Here is a 17,436-nt window from a genome sequence, read left to right as displayed (position 1 = left end):
CCCAGCGCCCGACCCACCGACCAGCCTGGCTTCTATCTGCTCACCGCAGCCGAGCCCCGTGGCGGGCGGTAGGCTCCTGGGCAAAATCAAGGAGGAGGCCGCCCCGCGGCCGGGGGACATTTGCGCCAGGGGCCTATCGCCCGCTACGGGGCCCACACGCTCGCGACAGACCCGAACGAAGACATAGCCCGATCCACACGTCGCCGGCACTGCCCATCCAGACCCGTAGCGTCGTGCTTGCTCTGCGACGGCGCCTGCAACAAGACACTCCCCCAGATGGGAGAAGAACCTTTTCCCCGTACTCGCGGGCGCGGCGGCCGGCACCGGCGTCATCGGCCGGTAATACCCACGTCATGTCCACTACATCGCCCGGGCCGAGCATGGACGCAACCCGGAGGCCCGCCATGCGCTATGCCATCGTCACTGAAACGTATCCCCCCGAGGTCAACGGCGTCGCGCTGACCGTGCAGGGACTGGAACAGGGACTGCGCGCGGCCGGCCACCAGGTCGACCTGGTGCGTCCACGCCAAGCCAGCGACGGCACCGATCCAGACGGCGGCACGGTACTGGTGCAGGGCGCCGGTCTGCCGCGCTACCCCGGACTGCGCTTTGGCCTGCCCGCGCCGAAGCGGCTGGCGCGGCAGTGGCAGCTGCAACGTCCCGATGCGATCTACATCGCTACCGAGGGCCCACTGGGCTGGTCGGCGCTGCGCACCGCGCGTCGGCTGGGCATTCCGGTCGCCACCGGTTTCCACACCCGCTTCGATGAGTACCTGCCCGATTACGGCGTGGCTTGGCTGCAGGCTGCGGCATTGCGCTGGATGCGCCGCTTCCACAACCAGGCCGACGCCACCCTGGTGCCGACCCAGGAGCTGCAGCAGTTCCTCGGCGAACAGGGCTTCGACCGCGTGCGGTTGCTGGCCCGTGCGGTGGACAGCAGCCAGTTCGAACCGCAGCGACGCGATCCGGCCCTGCGCGAGGAATGGGGGATCGATGGCAACGGCTTCGCGGCGATCTACGTCGGCCGCATCGCCCCGGAAAAGAACCTTGCGCTGGCAGTGAAGGCGTTCCGTCGGCTGCAGCAGATCCGGCCCAAGGCCCGCTTCGTCTGGGTGGGCGATGGCCCATCGCGCGAGAAACTGGCGCATGAAAATCCCGATTTCATCTTCTGCGGCGTACAGCGTGGCGACGCGCTCGCACGTCACTTCGCCAGCGGCGATCTGTTCCTGTTCCCCAGCCGCAGCGAGACCTTCGGCAACGTCACCCTGGAAGCGATGGCCAGCGGCGTGGCCACCGTCGCCTTCGACTATGGCGCGGCGCGCGAGCACCTGCGCACCGATCAGACCGGCATGGCCGTGAACGATGACGCTCAATTCCTGTCCGCAGCGCTGCAGTTGGCTGGCGATGACGTACTGCGCGCCCGCCTCGGCCGCAATGCCGCCAGCGCCATGCAGCGCCTGCACCCGCAGCAGGTGGTGGCCGAGTTCGATGCGCTGCTGGCCGAACTGGCGCAGGCCCGGAGGCCGCATGCCGACCACGCCGCTTGACGCCCTGCGCGGGCGCGAAACCCGCTGGTGCCGCCGCGCCAACCAYTACTGCCGTCGCCGTCGCGTGCGCCAGGCATTCGCTGCGGTCAGCCGGTTGGGCGATGGCGTGTTCTGGTATGCGCTGATGGCCGCGTTGATCCTGCTGGACGGCGTCGAGGGCCTGCGCGCGTCGCTGCACATGGCCGCCACCGGCCTGATGGCGTTGCTGTTGTACAAAGGCCTCAAGCGCTGGACCCGACGCCCGCGTCCGTATGCGGCCGATCTCCGCATCCGCGCCTGGGTGGCGCCGCTGGACGAGTTCAGCTTCCCCTCCGGGCACACCCTGCACGCGGTGTCCTTCACCATCGTCGCCCTCGCCTACTACCCGTGGCTGGCACCGCTGCTGGTGCCGTTCACCGCCGCCATCGGCGTGTCGCGGGTGGTGCTGGGGCTGCACTACCCCAGCGATGTACTGGCGGCCACGGCGATTGCAACCGCGCTGGCCGGGGCCAGCCTGCGCTGGCTGCCATTGCCGATGTAAGGCGGTTGCGGGGTCTGCCGGCCGGCATCCGGCATCGCGGGAACGGAGGCCACGCATGGCGTGGCGCTGCCCTTTTCCGCGATGTGCATGCAACCCGCTGCGGGCAACCCGTTTTACAATGCGCCCATGACCACGCTGTTCATTTCAGATCTGCACCTGGACCCGAGCCGTCCAGCCATTACCGAGCTGTTCCTGGCGTTCCTGCGCGATGAAGCGATGCAGGCCGATGCCCTGTACATCCTCGGTGACCTGTTCGAAGCCTGGATCGGCGATGACACGCCCTCCGCTGCCGCCGATGCCGTCGCCGATGCGCTGCACGCCGTCGCCGATGCCGGCGTGCCGGTGTACTTCATCCGCGGCAATCGCGACTTCCTGGTCGGCGAAGACTATGCGCGTCGCGCCGGCTTCCGCATCCTGCCCGATCCCAGCGTGATCGACCTGTACGGCCGACCGGTGCTGCTGCAGCACGGCGACCTGTTGTGCACCGACGATGTGGCCTACCAGCAGTTCCGCGCCCAGACCCGCGACCCGGTCTTCCAGGCGCAGTTCCTGTCCCAGCCGCTGGCCGCGCGCATCGCCTTCGCGCAGAAGGCGCGCGATGCCAGCCAGGCACGCCAGTCGGAAATGAAGCAGGACGATCACGCCACCTTCGAGACCGTCACCGACGTGGCGCCGGCCGAAGTGGACGCCACCTTCGTGCGCCACGGCGTAGACACCCTGATCCACGGCCACACCCACCGCCCGGCCATTCACACCCTGCAGGTCGGTGGCCACGACTGCACCCGCATCGTGCTCGGCGACTGGTACGAGCAGGGCTCGGTGCTGCGCGTCACCCCGCAGGGCTGGACGCTGGATGCGCTGGCGCGCTGAGCCGCCACGCTCCACAACAACATCCCCCGCGATCGCCGGGACGATCGCGGGGGATGCGCTTGCTCAACGGAACGCGGCGACCGTCGCCTTGGTATTGACCAGCACGCGCTGGTTGTCGGCGCTGGACGCAATGCCCATCGGTACGCCGTTGTAGTTGATGTTCGGGTTGGACCAGAAGTTCAACCGCGGGCAACCGGCCGTGCACGCGTAGGCCATGATCGTGCGCCAGCGCGCGCCGCTGGCCGGCTCATAGCGGTAGCCGTGGCCATACGCATACGGCGAGGTGCTCGAGTCGGTGGCGATGTCGTGCCGCGCGCTCTGCAGGTGGCCGATTTCATGCGCGAAGGAGTAATACCCGGTGGCGCAGTCCCAATGCACGGCGGCGAACGCGGTGGCCGCGGTCGAGCCGATGCTGGAGGCGAGCCCGCACGAACTGGCGTTGTTGATCACCAGCACGGCCACATCGGCGCGGGTGTTGTTGCGGCTGGTGTGGATGCTGTCCATCACCCCGTCCGTGGTGCTGCGGAAGCGCGACAGGTCGGTGGAGAAGCTGCTCGACTCGGCGTAGCTGGTGGTCTCGTAACCGGCCAGTTCCAGGGTGATGCCGACGTTGCTGTTGATGTAGCCCTGGTTGGATTCGGCCACGGCCAGTTGTACCAACGACTGCATGTTGCCGCCGTAGGCCGCCACTGCGCCGTTGGTCGCCACCACCAGTACACGGATGGTGGCCGGGGTGCCGGAGGAGGCTGCTGCGATCCCCGCGCGGTCGCTCACCGGCATGGCGACCTGCGGCAGGCTGTTGTAGTCAGCGGGATGGTCGGCCGGCATCCGGGTTTCATCCACTTCCACCAGCACGTGCCGTCCATCGCTGAGCGGGCGCAGTCGATACAGCTGGCCATCCTTGCGGATCGAGCCGGTGACGGTATTGCCAGCGCGTACCAGGATCACCGAGTTGGCCGGGTCCGATGCACTGGCCTGACGGTCCAATTTGGCGCTGCGCGACTGGATCTGGCCGTACCAGATGCTGCCGCCGTCGGGCAGCGCCTGCACACGCTGCTGCACCGCCTGCACCTGTGTGCCGAGCAGTTCGAACTCCAGCTGGCGCTGGCCGGCCGTGACGGCAGCGGCATCCACGCGCACTTCCTGCACCGCGGCGGTGGAGGCGGCCGACAGCACCGCCTGCGCGGCAGGTTGGTTGGCGGCCCCGGCCCGGCTGAGCACCGTGACCGGTTCAAACAGCGGCGCGGCGCTGGCAGCGCCCGCCGCCATCATGCACAACGTGATCACACCTGCGGCCTTGCTCATCGATCTGGACATCGTGTCGCCTCTCTTTGAGTGGAATACGGGGTGGTGGTGCCCGCCCATATGGCGCCAACTGATCGCGTGAATTCAATAGACCAGAGCAATCAACATTCCGAACTGTGACCGCCGACCGGCCGGTTCAGCGACGTCGCGTCCGCGTCATTTTCGCGCTACCGTTGCCGTGCAACCCCAAGGACCCCAGCGCCATGGCAGGACAGCCCACCCCGGCAACGAGGGCGGCGACGGTGTCGCTGCAGATCGGCCTGTTCTTTGACGGCACGCGCAACAATGCCGACAACCTGTTGCATGCCTCGCGCCCGCAGCGCAGCACCACGCCCACGCCGCGCCCGCCGGCGCCGTTGGTTGCCGATGACGCCTCGCCCTACCAGAGCCGCCTGACCAGCAGCTACAGCAATGGCCTGACCAACATCGCCCGGCTGCACGCGCTGTATCCCGACGATCGCGCGCAACCCGCGCATGGCGACGCCCTGTCACTGGCGATCTACATCGAAGGCACCGGCACCCGCACCGGTGAGGATGACGACCTGATGGGCCTTGCCTTCGGCATCGGGCGTACCGGGGTGCTCGCCAAGATGCGCCGCGCGTTGGATACGTGCCTGCCCGACGCGCTGCGCGCCTTGGCGCGTGTCCATCCGCATCAGGTACTGGGCACGGTGCGCATCGACCTGTTCGGTTTTTCGCGCGGTGCGGCGTCCGCGCGCGCTGCGCTCAGCCAGCTCAACCGCCGCGACGGACGCCGCTGGCTGCAGGAACAGCTGCGCCGCACCGGCTGGCAACTCGGCAGTGAGGCGGCGGTGTCGGTACGCCCGGTGCGCTTTGTCGGCCTGTTCGACACGGTGGTGGCAATCCATCCGCAGCAGCGTGATGAACTCCCGGCCGTAGCGTTGCCGGCCGGTTGCGCCGACAAGGTGCTGCAACTGGTCGCGCGCGACGAGCATCGCCAGTATTTCCCGCTGACCACGGTCGCGCCGCTGCATGAAGAGATCGCCTTGCCCGGCGCGCACGCCAACATCGGCGGCGGCTACGACCAGCGCATCGAGGGCCCGAAACTGCTCACCCGCCCGCTGGGCCAGCGCCTGCGCGACCACGGGCTGGCCGACACCGCCGTGCCACCGCTGGCGTTGCTGCGCGACACCGATGTCTACCGGGAAGCGAAGGCGGCGTGCGCTGCCTGGCAAGCGCAGCTTGGTCTGGGTGATGACGCGGTATGGGTGGATGTCTGGCACCGCTGGCAGTCGCAGCGCGTGGCCGGCAGTGACAGCGTGCTGCCGCAGTGGGTGGTGTTCGCGTATGCGGCGGTGGTGCTGAAACGTGAGATCGATGGGCGCTACCAGTGGGTGCCACTGCGCCTGATGCAGCAGCGCGCCGACGCGGCGGGGGTGCGCTGGCGCAGTGCGGTGGATGCGATGCCCGAGCTGGCCCTGCCCGCGCCGCTGCTGCCGATCGCCGCGCGCCTGTTGTCGGGCCAGCCGCTGGAGGCCGCGCAGGAACTGTTGCTGCGGCAGCGGTTCCTGATGCAATCGGCACACTGGAACTTCGACGCGCTCGGCGACACCGCCCTGCTCTACGCCGCCGATGAAGCGACCCGCGAACTGCCCTATCGACCGGGCCCGGGCCTGTTCTACATCAACCGTCCCACCGAGGATGGCAAGCGCGTGGTGCTGCCCAACGCGTGAGGCGCCCGCATGGGCGGCGGTTCATGGCGCCGGATCGAAACGCAGCCACGCATGGCGTGGCTCTACCAAACGTCACCTGTAGAGCCACCCCATGGGTGGCTGCACGCGGTCCCGGAACGAAACGCAGCCACGCATGGCGTGGCTCTACCGGGCGGGGCCGCTGGTGCGGCCGGCCTGTTCGATCAGGTCGACGAGTTCTTCCTCGTCGAAGCCGGCCAGCAGCCGCGCTTCCAGGTTGAAGGGGCCGTACAGGAAGCCGCCGGCGTACTCGTTCAACAAGGCGATGAAGCGCGCGCGCGGCTCGACCCCGGCGCGGTTGCAGTACCAGTGGTACCAGCGCGAACCGGCAGCCACGTGGGCCACTTCCTCGCGGAGAATGATCTCCAGCACATCGGCGGTAGCGTGGTCGTTGGCCGAGCGCAGCTTGGTGATCATGCCGGGGGTGACATCCAGCCCACGCGCTTCGAGCACGCGCGGCASCAGCGCCATCCGCGCCAGACCGTCGTGCGCGGTTTTCTCGCACATTTCCCACAGGCCGTTGTGCGCGTCGAAATCGCCATAGTCGAACCCCAGCGCCCGCAGCCGGCCATGCAGCAGCATGAAGTGGCGCGATTCGTCATCGGCCACGCTCACCCAGTCGGCATGGAACGAGCCGGGCAACCCGCGGAAGCGGTATACCGCATCCCAGGCCAGGTCGATTGCGTTGAGTTCGATATGCGCGATGGCATGGATGAAGGCGGCGCGTCCTTCGGCACTGCCCAGGCCACGCTTGGGCAGATCACGCGGATGCACCAGCGCTGGCCGGGACGGACGCCCCGGCATCCGTATCGGCTCCGGTGGCGGGGCATCGGCACGGACCTTGAGCTGGCCCGTGCGGAACTGCGCGGCGTAGGCCTGGGTCAGGGCGACCTTGTGCAGCGGATCGACCGCGGCCAGGCAATGCTGCGCGGCACGCAGCAGGTCACCGGCCGCCTCCAGCGGCAACTGCTCGGCCATTCCCCTGCCCTCAGGCGCGGCGCTTGTGCTTGGCGTCATCCGAACGCAGCTGCTGGATGCGCTCGAAGTAGCCCGGCTCGATACCGGTCGGGTAGATGCCGTTGAAGCACGACGAATCGAAGGCCTTCAGCTCCGGATTGCCTTCGCGCACCGCCGCTTCCATGTCTTCGATGTCCTGGTAGATCAGCCAGTCGCAGCCCAGGTGCTTTTCGATTTCTTCGATGCTGCGGTTGTGCGCCACCAGTTCTTCGGCGGCCGGCATGTCGATGCCGTAGATGTTGGGGTAACGCACCGGCGGCGCGGCGCTGGCCAGGTAGACCTTGCGGGCGCCGGCATCGCGTGCCATCTGCACGATCTGCTGGCTGGTGGTGCCGCGCACGATCGAATCGTCCACCAGCAGCACCACGCGGTTGCGGAACTCCAGGTGGATCGGGTTGAGCTTGCGGCGCACCGACTTCACCCGCTCCCCCTGCCCCGGCATGATGAAAGTACGGCCGATATAGCGGTTCTTGATGAAGCCTTCGCGGTACTTCACCCCGAGCGTGTTGGAGATCTCCAGCGCGGCATCGCGCGAGGTGTCCGGGATCGGGATGATGGTGTCGATGTCGTGGTCCGGGCGCAGGCGCAGGATCTTCTCGCCCAGCTTGATGCCCATGCGCATGCGCGCCTTGTGCACCGACACGTTGTCGATCATCGAGTCCGGACGGGCGAAGTACACGTACTCGAAGATGCACGGGCTGTGTTCGACCGGCTCGGCGCAGACTTCGGAGAACAGCTCGCCGCGCGCGGTGATCACCAGCGCTTCGCCCGGGCGCACGTCGCGCACGCGCTGGAAGCCGAGCACGTCGAGCGCGGCCGATTCGGAGGCCACGATGTATTCGTCGCCTTCGGCGTGGGCACGCTTGCCCAGCACCAGCGGGCGGATGCCGTGCGGATCGCGGAAGGCGACCAGGCCCAGGCCCAGCACCACGCTGATCACCGCGTAGCCGCCCTTGACCCGGCGGTGCACGGCGGCCACGGCGCGGATCGCCGCTTCCGGGGTCAGCTGGCGTTGCGCGTCCAGTTCGAAGGCGAACACGTTCAACAGCACTTCGCTGTCCGAGTCGGTGTTGACGTTGCGGCGGTCCTGCTCGAACACCTGCTGACGCAGGCTTTCGGTGTTGATCAGGTTGCCGTTGTGGGCCAGCGCGATGCCGTACGGCGAATTGACGTAGAACGGCTGCGCCTCGTCCATGCCTTCGGAGCCGGCGGTCGGGTAGCGCACGTGGGCGATGCCGACACGGCCTTCCAGGGTGGACATGCGCTTGGCATCGAACACATCGCGGACCAGCCCGTTGGCCTTCTGCACGCGCAGGCGGGTGCCGTCGGCGGTGGCGATGCCGGCCGCGTCCTGGCCACGATGCTGGAGGACGGTCAGGCCGTCATACAACTGCCCGGCGACGTTCTGATTGCCGACGATTCCGACGATGCCACACATGGTGCGAATCTCCGCTGGGCTGCGCCCATTTACTGTGAAGGTGGCCGTGCCTGGCCGGGGGACCCTTTCCGTGCCGGATCGGGTTGGTCCGGGCGCACGAGCGCCGGATCGGTGTTCTGGGGGGAACCGGGCGTGGCGCTGCGCGCCCATACGTCAGCCGGATCGCCCGCCGGTTGCGGGGTTTCATCGACGGGTCGCGGCCATCCACGTCCCCCCAGCAGTCCGCCAAGCACGCCATTATCGCCTGTCAGCCCCGGCTTGCCCAACTCCCCACCGGGCAGTTGCGCCATGTTCACCTCCGGCAGCGCCATCGGCAGGCCCTGCAGCCCCGGCATGCCGTCCAGGCTGGGCATCTGCGGCATGTCGGGCATGCGCGGCATCTTGGCCTGCATCCAACCCACGCCGGGTTGCAGCATGGCGCGCAGGTTGGAGTTTCGCCAGGTGGCCTCGCGGGTCAGCGGGGTATAGGAGGCCATCAAGAGCAGGGCGCAACTGATCAACCCGCCGCGAGCCAGGCCCAGCCCCCCGCCCATCAGGCGGTCGGCGCTGTTCATGCTGGTCGAGCGCACCGCCTGACGGATCACCAGGCCGATGCCCCACACCGACACCATCACCAGCAGGAACACGGTGAGATAGCCGGCGAAATAGTGCCCGGTGCCCGGCGCGGCCGGTGCCGACCACCAGCCGGCGGCGGACCTGCCGAACATCAGCGCGGCCCAGCCACCGAGCAGCCAGGAAAAGGTACTAATGACGATGCTGACGAAGCCGCGCATCACGCCCAACAGGGTGGAGATGCCGATGACGGCCAGCAATACGAAATCGATCATGCCCGTCCTCCGTTGCAGGACAGTCCGGCCTCACGGCGCGGGCGCATGGCGGGCATCAGGGGTGCGGCCGGACCATGCCGGCCACGCCGACCTTGGACGCAACCTGGGCCTTGAGGTTCTCCGCCTCGGCTCGGTTGGCGACCGGGCCGACGCGCACGCGGTTGAGCGTGCCCTTGTCGGTGCGTACCTGTTCCACGAACGCGCTGAAACCGGCGGCGCGGACCTTGTCGCGCAGCGCGTTGGCCTCCGACGCCTGGCCGAAGGCGCCCAGCTGCACGGCGAAGCCGACGCCGCTGGCGGCCGGTGCCGCCGGTGCGGCAACGGCGGCCGTTTCGGGCTTGGGCTCCGGCTTGGTGGCCGGGGTGGGCTTGGGTTCGGGTTTGGGTGCCGGCTTGGCGGCGGCCACCGGTTCAGGCGGCAGTGATTCGGTCTTGACGGTGGCCGTGGCCGGCGCGGCAGCRGCGCTGGAGGCAGCGGGCGACGTCGGCGTCGGCGTCGGGGTMGGTGCCGCAGCCGGGGTGGCGGCGACGGCAGTGTCGGCGCGCGCGTCCAGGGTGACCACTTCGGCCTTGACGTCGTTGCGCACCTTCACCGCCTGCAGGCGGGCGGCTTCGGCCTGCGCACGATCGGCATACGGGCCCACGCGCACGCGCCACGCCTGGCGGCCGTTGATGGTGGCCGCTTCGCTGAAACCCGGCAGCTGCGACTTCTTCAGGTAGGCGATCACCGCATCGGCGTCGGCCTGGCTGCCATAGGCGCCGAAGCTGACCGCGAAGTTGCCGGCGGCGACTGCCGGCGAGGTGTCCGTCGCGGCCGGGGCGGCAGCGGCCGCGTTGTCCTGCAGCGGCTGGGTGCTGGACGCACCGAGCAGGCCGGTGGCGCCGCCGGTGGGCGCGACCAGCGGCAACTCGCGGGTTTCGAACTGGCCATCCGACGGCGCGGCAGGCGCACTGATCGGCACGCTGGCCACGCCACTGTCAGGCGCAGGGCCTTTGACCAGCATGGGCAGGAAGATCACAGCCAAGGCCACCAGAACGATGGCACCAATCAGTCGCTGTTTCAGAGGAGTATCCACGGAAGGCAGGCAGGGGCGGCGCGGCGGAATGCCACGGCGATTATACGGGTGTCCGCGTGAGCGGCGTCTGTTGCGGCTGAACGGCCGCAGCGGGGTGGCGGGCGCGGGTCAGCCGGCAGCGTCCAGCCATTGCAGCGCCTGTGCAGCGGTATGGAACGAACCGAACGCGAGCACGCGGTCACCGGCTGCAGCATCGGCGACGGCCGCACCCAGCGCATCGGCCACGGTGGCGTGGCGGCGGGCGCTTGCGGCAGCGGTGTTCTGCAGCCGCGCCTGCAGCGCCTGCGCACTCTGCGCGCGGGCGCCGTCGAGGCCGGCCAGGTGCCAGGCATCGACCTGCCCGGCCATTGCCTGGACCACGCCAACGGCGTCCTTGTCCTGCAACGCGGCAAACACGGCCACGGTACGGCCGGACACCGGCGCCGCCCTCAACGCGGCGGCCAGTTCGCGCGCGGCCTGCGGGTTGTGGCCGACATCGACCAGCACTTCCACGCCGCCGCGATCAACACCCTGCAGGCGGCCGCGGATGCGCGCGGCGGCCACGCCTTCGGCGATCGCCGTGCGCGACAGCGGCATATCCAGCGTACGCAGCGCGGCAATCGCCGAGGCGGCGTTGCGCAGCTGGATCGGGCCGCGCAGCGCCGGGGTCGGCAGCTCGATGCGGAAGCCGACATCACGCCAGCACCATGTCTGCGCATCGATCACATCGACGAAGAAGTCGCTGCCACCGCGGATCGCGTTGGCACCCAGCAGATATGCGCGGGCCAGCACGCTGGACGGCGGATCGGTTTCACCCAGGATCACCGGCTTCCAGCCGCGGATGATGCCGGCCTTCTCCACGCCGATGGCTTCGCGGTCCTCGCCCAGCCAGTCGCTGTGGTCGATATCCACCGTGGTGATCACCGCCACATCGGCATCGACGATGTTCACCGCGTCCAGACGTCCCCCCAGGCCGACTTCCAGCACGGCCAGATCGAGGCCGGCATCGCCGAACAGCTTGAGTGCCGCCAGCGTGCCGTACTCGAAATAGGTCAGCGTGGTGCTGCCACGCGCCGCTTCGATCGCCTGGAAGGCAGCGGTCAGCGCATCATCGGACACGTCCTGGCCATCGATGCGCACGCGCTCGTTGTAGCGCAGCAGATGCGGGGAGGTATACGCACCGACCTTCCAGCCGGCCGCACGCGCGATCGCCTCGATGAAGGCGACGGTAGAGCCCTTGCCGTTGGTGCCGCCGACCACGATGGTGTGCGTGCCCGGCTGCCCCAGTCCCATCGCCTGCGCCACGTTGCGGACGCGCTCCAGGCCCATGTCGATGGTGGCCGGATGCTGCTGCTCGATGTAGGTGAGCCAGTCGGTGAGGGTCTGCGGGGCGACGGTGGTCATGGGCGTTGGATCAGTGGGTCAGAGGATTACAGTGCGCGGTGCTTGGCTTCGCCGAAGAACGGCGTGTGGTGGGCGCAATCGTTCAGGCGCACCACTTCGAGCTGGTCCAGGTCGACGCCTTCGAGCAGGTTCAACGTGGTCGGCGCCTGGCGGAAGGTCCACAGCCGCGACAGCGGCAGGCCGAGGATGCGGCACAGGATCACGCGGTTGACCGCGTCATGGGCGACCACCAGCAAAGTGTCGTGCTCGCCGAGACCTTCGGCCGCGCGGGCCAGGCCGCGCCAGCTGCGCTCCAGCACCAGTCGCAGCGATTCGCCGCCGGGCATCAGCACGGTGTCCGGCTCGTTGCGCCAGGCCTGCAGGCGCGACGGATCCTTTTCATTGATTTCGCTGGCGAGCAGGCCTTCCCACTCGCCGTGGGCGATTTCCTGCAGGTCCGGTTCGGTCAGCAACATCGGCGCACGTTCGGCGCCGAGGGCCAACTGTGCGGTGCGCTGTGCACGCGACAGCGGCGACGCCACCGCACGGGTGATATCGACCGACTTCAGGCGCTCCCCGAGGGCCTGTGCCTGGGCTTCGCCGATCGGCGACAACGGGATATCGATCTGGCCCTGGTAGCGGCCTTCGGCATTCCACGGTGTTTCACCGTGGCGGGCAAGCAGGATGCGCATGCGTACTGGGAGTCCTTGGGGGGAGGAATGCGGTCGCAATCGTTCACAAGATGTGAATGATCGAGGGGACACGCATGATACCCCGTGCCCTGCCCGGCTGCCGCCGTCGCGACCATCGGTCTGCGAGGGGTCGGGGTGGCGCTTGCCCGCACCTGACATCGCGTGGTTGCCAGCCAACGGCCGGCAACCCGCAACGAAAAACCCCGCGGTGTTCGCCGCGGGGTCGGGAGGGGCTTATTTGGCCAGGTTCAGCTCTTTCAGCAGCTGCGGCGCCGGCGCCACTTCCTGCATGATCCACTGCATGTAACGGCTGTCGACGGCGATCATGCGGGTCATCACCGGATCGAACACCCAGTTGGAGCTGACCGATTCCCAGTTGCCATCGAAGGCCAGGCCGACCAGCTTGCCGTGGGCATCGAGCACCGGCGAGCCGGAGTTGCCACCGGTGATGTCCAGGTTGGACAGGAAGTTCACCGGCACCGAGCCGACGCGCTTGTCTTCCAGGCCACCGTAACGCTTGGCCTTGACCGCATCGAGCAGCGCCTTGGGCGAGTCGAACGGATCGGCACCGGTTTCCTTGGCGGCCACGCCTTCCAGCGTGGTGAACGGGGTGTAGGCCACGCCGTCCTTCGGGGTGTACCCCATCACGTTGCCGAAGGTGATGCGCAGCGACAGGTTGGCGTCGGGATAGACGAACTCGCCCTTGCTCTTCTTGTAGTCGGCCAATGCCTGCAGATACAGCGGGCGCGAGACCAGCGACTCGCCTTCGCGGGTCTTCTTCTGTTCTTCCTGCTTGAGCAGCGCCGGCATCACCGCCACCGCGTACTGGATGGCCGGATCGGTGCTGGCTTCGAAGGCGGCACGGTCGGCCTTGAACCACTTCAGGCGCTCGTCCAGGCTGCCCAGCTGCGTGCCGGCCAGCTTGCCGACCAGGCCATCGATGGCGGCCTTGTCGCTGCCCGCCAGCCACTGGTTGAGCACCTCGTTGTTGCGCTGCGCGGCCGGCAGCGCAGCGTACTGGCTGAGCCAGTACGTCTGCAGCTGCTGGTCCATGCGCGCGACATAGCGGCGGTCCATCTGCTTCAGCCCGCCTTCGATCGAGGGCAGGTCGCGCTCCTGGTAACCGGCTTCGCGCTCGGCGTCCGCCTTGGCACGTTCGATCGACAGGCGGTACAGGCTGAGCGCCGAGCCCAGCACGGCGGTGTTGTTGAACTGGCTCACGATCAGGTCGCGATCGCGCGTGGCGCGGCCTTCTTCCAGGTGCTTGATCAGCTGCGCGTGCGCGGCCAGCGCCGGCTTGCCGGCCGCGCCCTGCTGCTTCAGCCACGCCAGCACGGCCGCTTCTTCGGCCTGCTTCTGGCCGGCCGCATCGATGCGCTTGAAGCCATCCAGCTGGCCCTGATAATTCTTGGCGGTGTTGTTCAGGCCCGCCATGGTGGCGGCGTATTTCACCTTGATGTCCGCATCCTGCTGACCCGCCTTGCCGATCAGATCGATCACCGCGTTGTAGTGGCGCGCGATGGTCGGGTAGGTCCAGGTGGCGGTTTCGTTGAACTCACCGGCCAGCGCATAGCGGTTGGTGCGGCCCGGGTAACCGGCCACCATCACGAAGTCGTCGGCGCCCAGCGGCGTGTCGGCGAATGTCAGGAAGTGCTTGGGCTGGTAGGGCACGTTGTCGGCCGAGAACGCGGCCGGCTTGCCGTCCTTGCCCACATAGGCGCGATAGAACGAGAAATCGCCGGTGTGGCGCGGCCACATCCAGTTGTCGATGTCGCCACCGAACTTGCCGACGCTGCCCGGGGGCGCGTAGACCAGGCGCACGTCCTTGATCTCGATGTTGCGGAACAGGCGGTAGGTGTTGCCGCCGGAAAAACTGAACAGACGGCAGCGGAACCCGGCATCGGCTTCGCACGCTGCGGTCTGTGCCTTGTCGAAGGCATCCAGCGCGCGGGTCCGCGCCAGCGGATTCTTGCCGGCGGCGGCGATGGCGGCCTTGGCCTGCGCGGTCACATCGGTGATCTGGTCGAGCACGTACACGCGCGCGTTCGGGCCGGCGCTCAGCTCATCCTTCAGGGTGGGTGCGTTGAAGCCGTCCTTGATCAGGTTCTTCTCGGCGGTCGAGTTCAGCTGGATCGCACCGTAGGCGCAATGGTGGTTGGTCACCACCAGGCCCTGCGGCGACACGAAGCTGGCGGTGCAGCCGCCCAGCGCCACCACCGCACCCATCGGGTCGCCGGTCAGGTTGGAGATCTGCTCCGGCGACAGCTTCAGCCCCGCCTGCTTGAGCGGACCGGCGATTTCCGGCAGCTGCTGCGGCACCCACATGCCTTCAGCGGCTTGGGCAACCTGGACCAGCCCAAGGCTGGCGACGACGGAAAAAGCGAGCAGGTTCGAGCGCATTGAGCAGCCCCTTGCAAAGAGAACCGCCGATTCTAGCCCGCCCCCCTGCCCCGGTCCGAACCCCGGAAGTCATGGGCGGTGACCGGCCCCGATCATTGCCGCGCGGTGCGCGGCCAGCCGGGCATGGCCCGGCTCTACCCTCCCGCTTTCGCCTTCTGCCAGGCGCAGCCATGTGTCCGGAGGTGCCGGGCAGGCCGGTGCAGGACCGTGTATTGCCATGGATGGCAATACCGAGCCCCCAAGGATGGGTTCACGGCGTGTCCTGCACCGGCCTGCCCGGCACCTCCCACGCCAGAAGGAGGCGCTGCCCCTACCCCACACCACCCGCAACGCAACATGGGAAAACCGCCATCGGCTCTATAATCCGCGTTTTCCCCCCGACGAGTTCCACCGAGATGGCGCAGCAAACAATGAAGGCCCTGGTCAAGCGTGAAGCCGCCAAGGGCATCTGGCTGGAAAACGTGCCGGTCCCGACCCCGGGTCCCAACGAAGTCCTGATCAAGCTGGAAAAGACCGCCATCTGCGGTACCGACCTGCATATCTACCTGTGGGACGAATGGAGCCAGCGCACCATCAAGCCCGGCCTCACCATCGGCCACGAATTCGTCGGCCGCATCGCCGAAATCGGCCCCGGCGTCACCGGCTATGAAGTCGGCCAGCGCGTCTCGGCCGAAGGCCACATCGTCTGCGGCCACTGCCGCAACTGCCGTGGCGGCCGCCCGCACCTGTGCCCCAACACCGTCGGCATCGGCGTCAACGTCAACGGCGCCTTCGCCGAATACATGGTCATGCCGGCCAGCAACCTGTGGCCCATCCCCGACCAGATCCCGTCCGAACTGGCTGCCTTCTTCGACCCCTACGGCAACGCCGCGCACTGCGCGCTGGAGTTCAACGTCATCGGTGAAGACGTGCTGATCACCGGCGCCGGCCCCATCGGCATCATCGCCGCCGGCATCTGCAAACACATCGGCGCGCGCAACGTGGTGGTCACCGACGTCAACGACTTCCGCCTCAAGCTGGCCGCCGACATGGGCGCCACCCGCGTGGTCAACGTCTCCAACACCTCGCTCAAGGACGTGATGAAGGACCTGCACATGGAGGGCTTCGACGTGGGCCTGGAAATGAGCGGCAACCCGCGCGCCTTCAACGACATGCTCGACTGCATGTACCACGGCGGCAAGATCGCCATGCTCGGCATCATGCCGCGGGGCGCTGGCTGCGACTGGGACAAGATCATCTTCAAGGGCCTCACCGTGCAGGGCATCTACGGCCGCAAGATGTACGAGACCTGGTACAAGATGACCCAGCTGGTGCTGTCCGGTTTCCCGCTCGGCAAGGTGCTCACCCACCAGCTGCCGATCGACGACTTCCAGAAGGGTTTCGACCTGATGGAACAGGGCAAGGCCGGCAAGGTGGTGTTGAGCTGGAATTGATCCTCAGTGCCTTTGGCACGGACGATCAACGGCCCCTGTCACCTTTTGCCCGCGCCGTCGGCGCGTCCCCTTCAACGGCAGGGGGCTCTGCTCCAGCGGGGATCCGGTGCCAGGCCAGCATTGAAAAGGCGCCCATCCGGGCGCCTTTTTTTGTTTCGCGGGGTGGCCGGTGGCGCGAGGAGCCGGCCAGCGGCCGGCACTACTTGCCTACCGCTACCGTGAACACCACGCGGTTGTCGGCCAGCTTGCCGGAGTTGTCGCGGCCGTTGCCGTCGGTGCCGTAATAGCCCAGGCCCAGGGTGAACAGGCCGAAGCTGCGATTCACCCCGATGTTCCAATCGGTGTAGTCCTTGGAGATGCCTTCCTCGAAGGTGCTGCGACCCACGTTGGCGGCCAGGGTGAACTCCTGCGGCAGCGCCCACTCGCCGCCCACGGCGTAGTACCAGCCATCGGTGCCCGAATTGAATACATCGTTGGTGTAGGTCACCGTCAGGCTGTACTGCTTGGCGAACGTGGTCTTGGTGATGAACTCGTTGTAGGCCAGGTCGCTGGAGCCCGGGTAGGTGTAACGATTGAGCAGCAGGTCCAGGTTGACGTTGTCGGTGACGTCGAACGCATACCCGATCAGGTAATCGACCTCGGCATCCGGGCCACCGTCGCCAAAGTCCACGCCCGAGCCCCACACGCCGGCGTAAAGACCGACCGGCGAGGTGTAGGTGAAACCGGCCTGCAGAGTCGGGTCCTCGTCGGTCTGCGAGACACCGCGGAACACGTAGTCGGAGACGCCGGTGACGTTCCAGCTGAAGGGAGAGGCGGCCTCGTCCTGGGCACTGGCGGCGAACGGGGCAAGCAGGGCGGCGCAGAGCACAACGGCGGCGGTACAGCGCGTGGCGTGGTTCATGCGGGGTCTCTCCAGACGGTGGGGGTGGGCGGAATGGCGGCGGTTTACAGTTTTTTAACCTGATTGATATTGCGATGCAACAATCACGTCTGCAACTGTCGGTGCCGGCACTGGCCTGATCGGCCGGCGCGCGCAACCCCAGCGTCGCCGCCGGCAGGTAAAATCCCGGTTTTCCCGTGCCGAAGACTGCCTGCCATGAGCGATGCCACCACCGCCCCGCTGACCCAGCACTATGTTGAAGAACTGGAGTCGATCCGCGCCCAGGGCCTGTTCAAGTCCGAACGCATCATCACCAGCCCGCAGTCGGCCGAGATCACCCTGGACGACGGCCGCACGG

At 67.8% G+C, this 17,436-nt stretch carries 14 protein-coding genes and 1 pseudogene; 6 read left to right on the top strand and 9 right to left on the bottom strand.

The annotated features are described in order from the left end of the window. Positions 1 to 404 precede the first annotated feature (404 nt). The 3 genes from ACXJKH_RS04105 (at position 405) to lpxH (ending at position 2,937) form a co-directional block, all read left to right on the top strand. Entirely contained in the window at positions 405 to 1,547 is a 1,143-nt protein-coding gene (locus tag ACXJKH_RS04105) for a glycosyltransferase family 4 protein (protein WP_457318401.1), read from the top strand. Beyond that, positions 1,528 to 2,067 carry a phosphatase PAP2 family protein gene (locus ACXJKH_RS04100; RefSeq protein ID WP_256776262.1) on the top strand — a complete coding sequence of 180 codons (540 nt, stop codon included), beginning with the start codon at positions 1,528 to 1,530 and terminating at the stop codon, positions 2,065 to 2,067. Before ACXJKH_RS04105 ends, ACXJKH_RS04100 begins: the two co-directional genes overlap by 20 nt. Before the next feature lie 126 nt (positions 2,068 to 2,193). Then, entirely contained in the window at positions 2,194 to 2,937 is a 744-nt protein-coding gene (gene lpxH / locus ACXJKH_RS04095; protein WP_457318400.1) for a UDP-2,3-diacylglucosamine diphosphatase, read from the top strand. Positions 2,938 to 3,000: 63 nt separating this feature from the next. Here lpxH and ACXJKH_RS04090 read toward each other — a convergent pair whose 3' ends face one another. Next, positions 3,001 to 4,254 carry a zinc-dependent metalloprotease gene (locus ACXJKH_RS04090; protein WP_457318399.1) on the bottom strand — a complete coding sequence of 418 codons (1,254 nt, stop codon included), beginning with the start codon at positions 4,252 to 4,254 and terminating at the stop codon, positions 3,001 to 3,003. A 191-nt stretch (positions 4,255 to 4,445) separates the two neighbouring features. On the opposite strand from ACXJKH_RS04090, the gene ACXJKH_RS04085 reads away from it, so the two are divergent. After that, positions 4,446 to 5,936 (top strand): phospholipase effector Tle1 domain-containing protein, encoded by a 1,491-nt coding sequence (locus tag ACXJKH_RS04085; RefSeq protein WP_457318398.1) that lies wholly within the window; start codon positions 4,446 to 4,448, stop codon positions 5,934 to 5,936. Positions 5,937 to 6,080: 144 nt separating this feature from the next. Here the strand turns inward: ACXJKH_RS04085 and ACXJKH_RS04080 are convergent, their stop codons facing one another. The 7 genes from ACXJKH_RS04080 to ACXJKH_RS04050 form a co-directional block, all read right to left on the bottom strand. Further along, on the bottom strand, positions 6,081 to 6,932 hold the full coding sequence (locus ACXJKH_RS04080; RefSeq protein WP_457318397.1) for a ferritin-like domain-containing protein: 852 nt from the start codon (positions 6,930 to 6,932) through the stop codon (positions 6,081 to 6,083). Positions 6,933 to 6,942: 10 nt separating this feature from the next. Continuing rightward, positions 6,943 to 8,409: an amidophosphoribosyltransferase gene (purF, locus tag ACXJKH_RS04075; protein WP_256776257.1), complete on the bottom strand. Its 1,467-nt coding sequence runs from the start codon at positions 8,407 to 8,409 to the stop codon at positions 6,943 to 6,945. 29 nt (positions 8,410 to 8,438) lie between these two features. Continuing rightward, positions 8,439 to 9,236, bottom strand: coding sequence for a CvpA family protein (locus ACXJKH_RS04070; RefSeq protein ID WP_256776256.1), 798 nt, complete (start codon positions 9,234 to 9,236; stop codon positions 8,439 to 8,441). Between the two features lie 55 nt (positions 9,237 to 9,291). Next, positions 9,292 to 10,311: an SPOR domain-containing protein gene (locus ACXJKH_RS04065; protein WP_457318396.1), complete on the bottom strand. Its 1,020-nt coding sequence runs from the start codon at positions 10,309 to 10,311 to the stop codon at positions 9,292 to 9,294. A 108-nt stretch (positions 10,312 to 10,419) separates the two neighbouring features. After that, positions 10,420 to 11,694, bottom strand: coding sequence for a bifunctional tetrahydrofolate synthase/dihydrofolate synthase (folC, locus tag ACXJKH_RS04060; RefSeq protein ID WP_457318395.1), 1,275 nt, complete (start codon positions 11,692 to 11,694; stop codon positions 10,420 to 10,422). A 26-nt stretch (positions 11,695 to 11,720) separates the two neighbouring features. Beyond that, positions 11,721 to 12,365 carry a histidine phosphatase family protein gene (locus ACXJKH_RS04055; RefSeq protein WP_457318394.1) on the bottom strand — a complete coding sequence of 215 codons (645 nt, stop codon included), beginning with the start codon at positions 12,363 to 12,365 and terminating at the stop codon, positions 11,721 to 11,723. A 234-nt stretch (positions 12,366 to 12,599) separates the two neighbouring features. Further along, positions 12,600 to 14,765: a S46 family peptidase gene (locus ACXJKH_RS04050; RefSeq protein WP_457318393.1), complete on the bottom strand. Its 2,166-nt coding sequence runs from the start codon at positions 14,763 to 14,765 to the stop codon at positions 12,600 to 12,602. Positions 14,766 to 15,175: 410 nt separating this feature from the next. On the opposite strand from ACXJKH_RS04050, the gene tdh reads away from it, so the two are divergent. Then, positions 15,176 to 16,198, top strand: a complete 1,023-nt coding sequence (gene tdh / locus ACXJKH_RS04045; RefSeq protein ID WP_256776284.1) for an L-threonine 3-dehydrogenase — start codon at positions 15,176 to 15,178, stop codon at positions 16,196 to 16,198. A 199-nt stretch (positions 16,199 to 16,397) separates the two neighbouring features. On the opposite strand, the gene ACXJKH_RS04040 is transcribed toward tdh, so the two are convergent. Further along, entirely contained in the window at positions 16,398 to 17,099 is a 702-nt protein-coding gene (locus ACXJKH_RS04040) for a TorF family putative porin (protein WP_256776251.1), read from the bottom strand. 195 nt (positions 17,100 to 17,294) lie between these two features. Between ACXJKH_RS04040 and ACXJKH_RS04035 the strand changes: the two are divergent. Continuing rightward, a pseudogene (locus ACXJKH_RS04035) lies at positions 17,295 to 17,436 on the top strand (glycine C-acetyltransferase); the annotation flags it as partial.

The organism is Stenotrophomonas sp. P5_B8 (assembly GCF_054049855.1).
The sequence above is the reverse complement of the archived record's forward strand: the minus strand, read 5'-3'. Positions and strand labels throughout refer to the sequence as shown.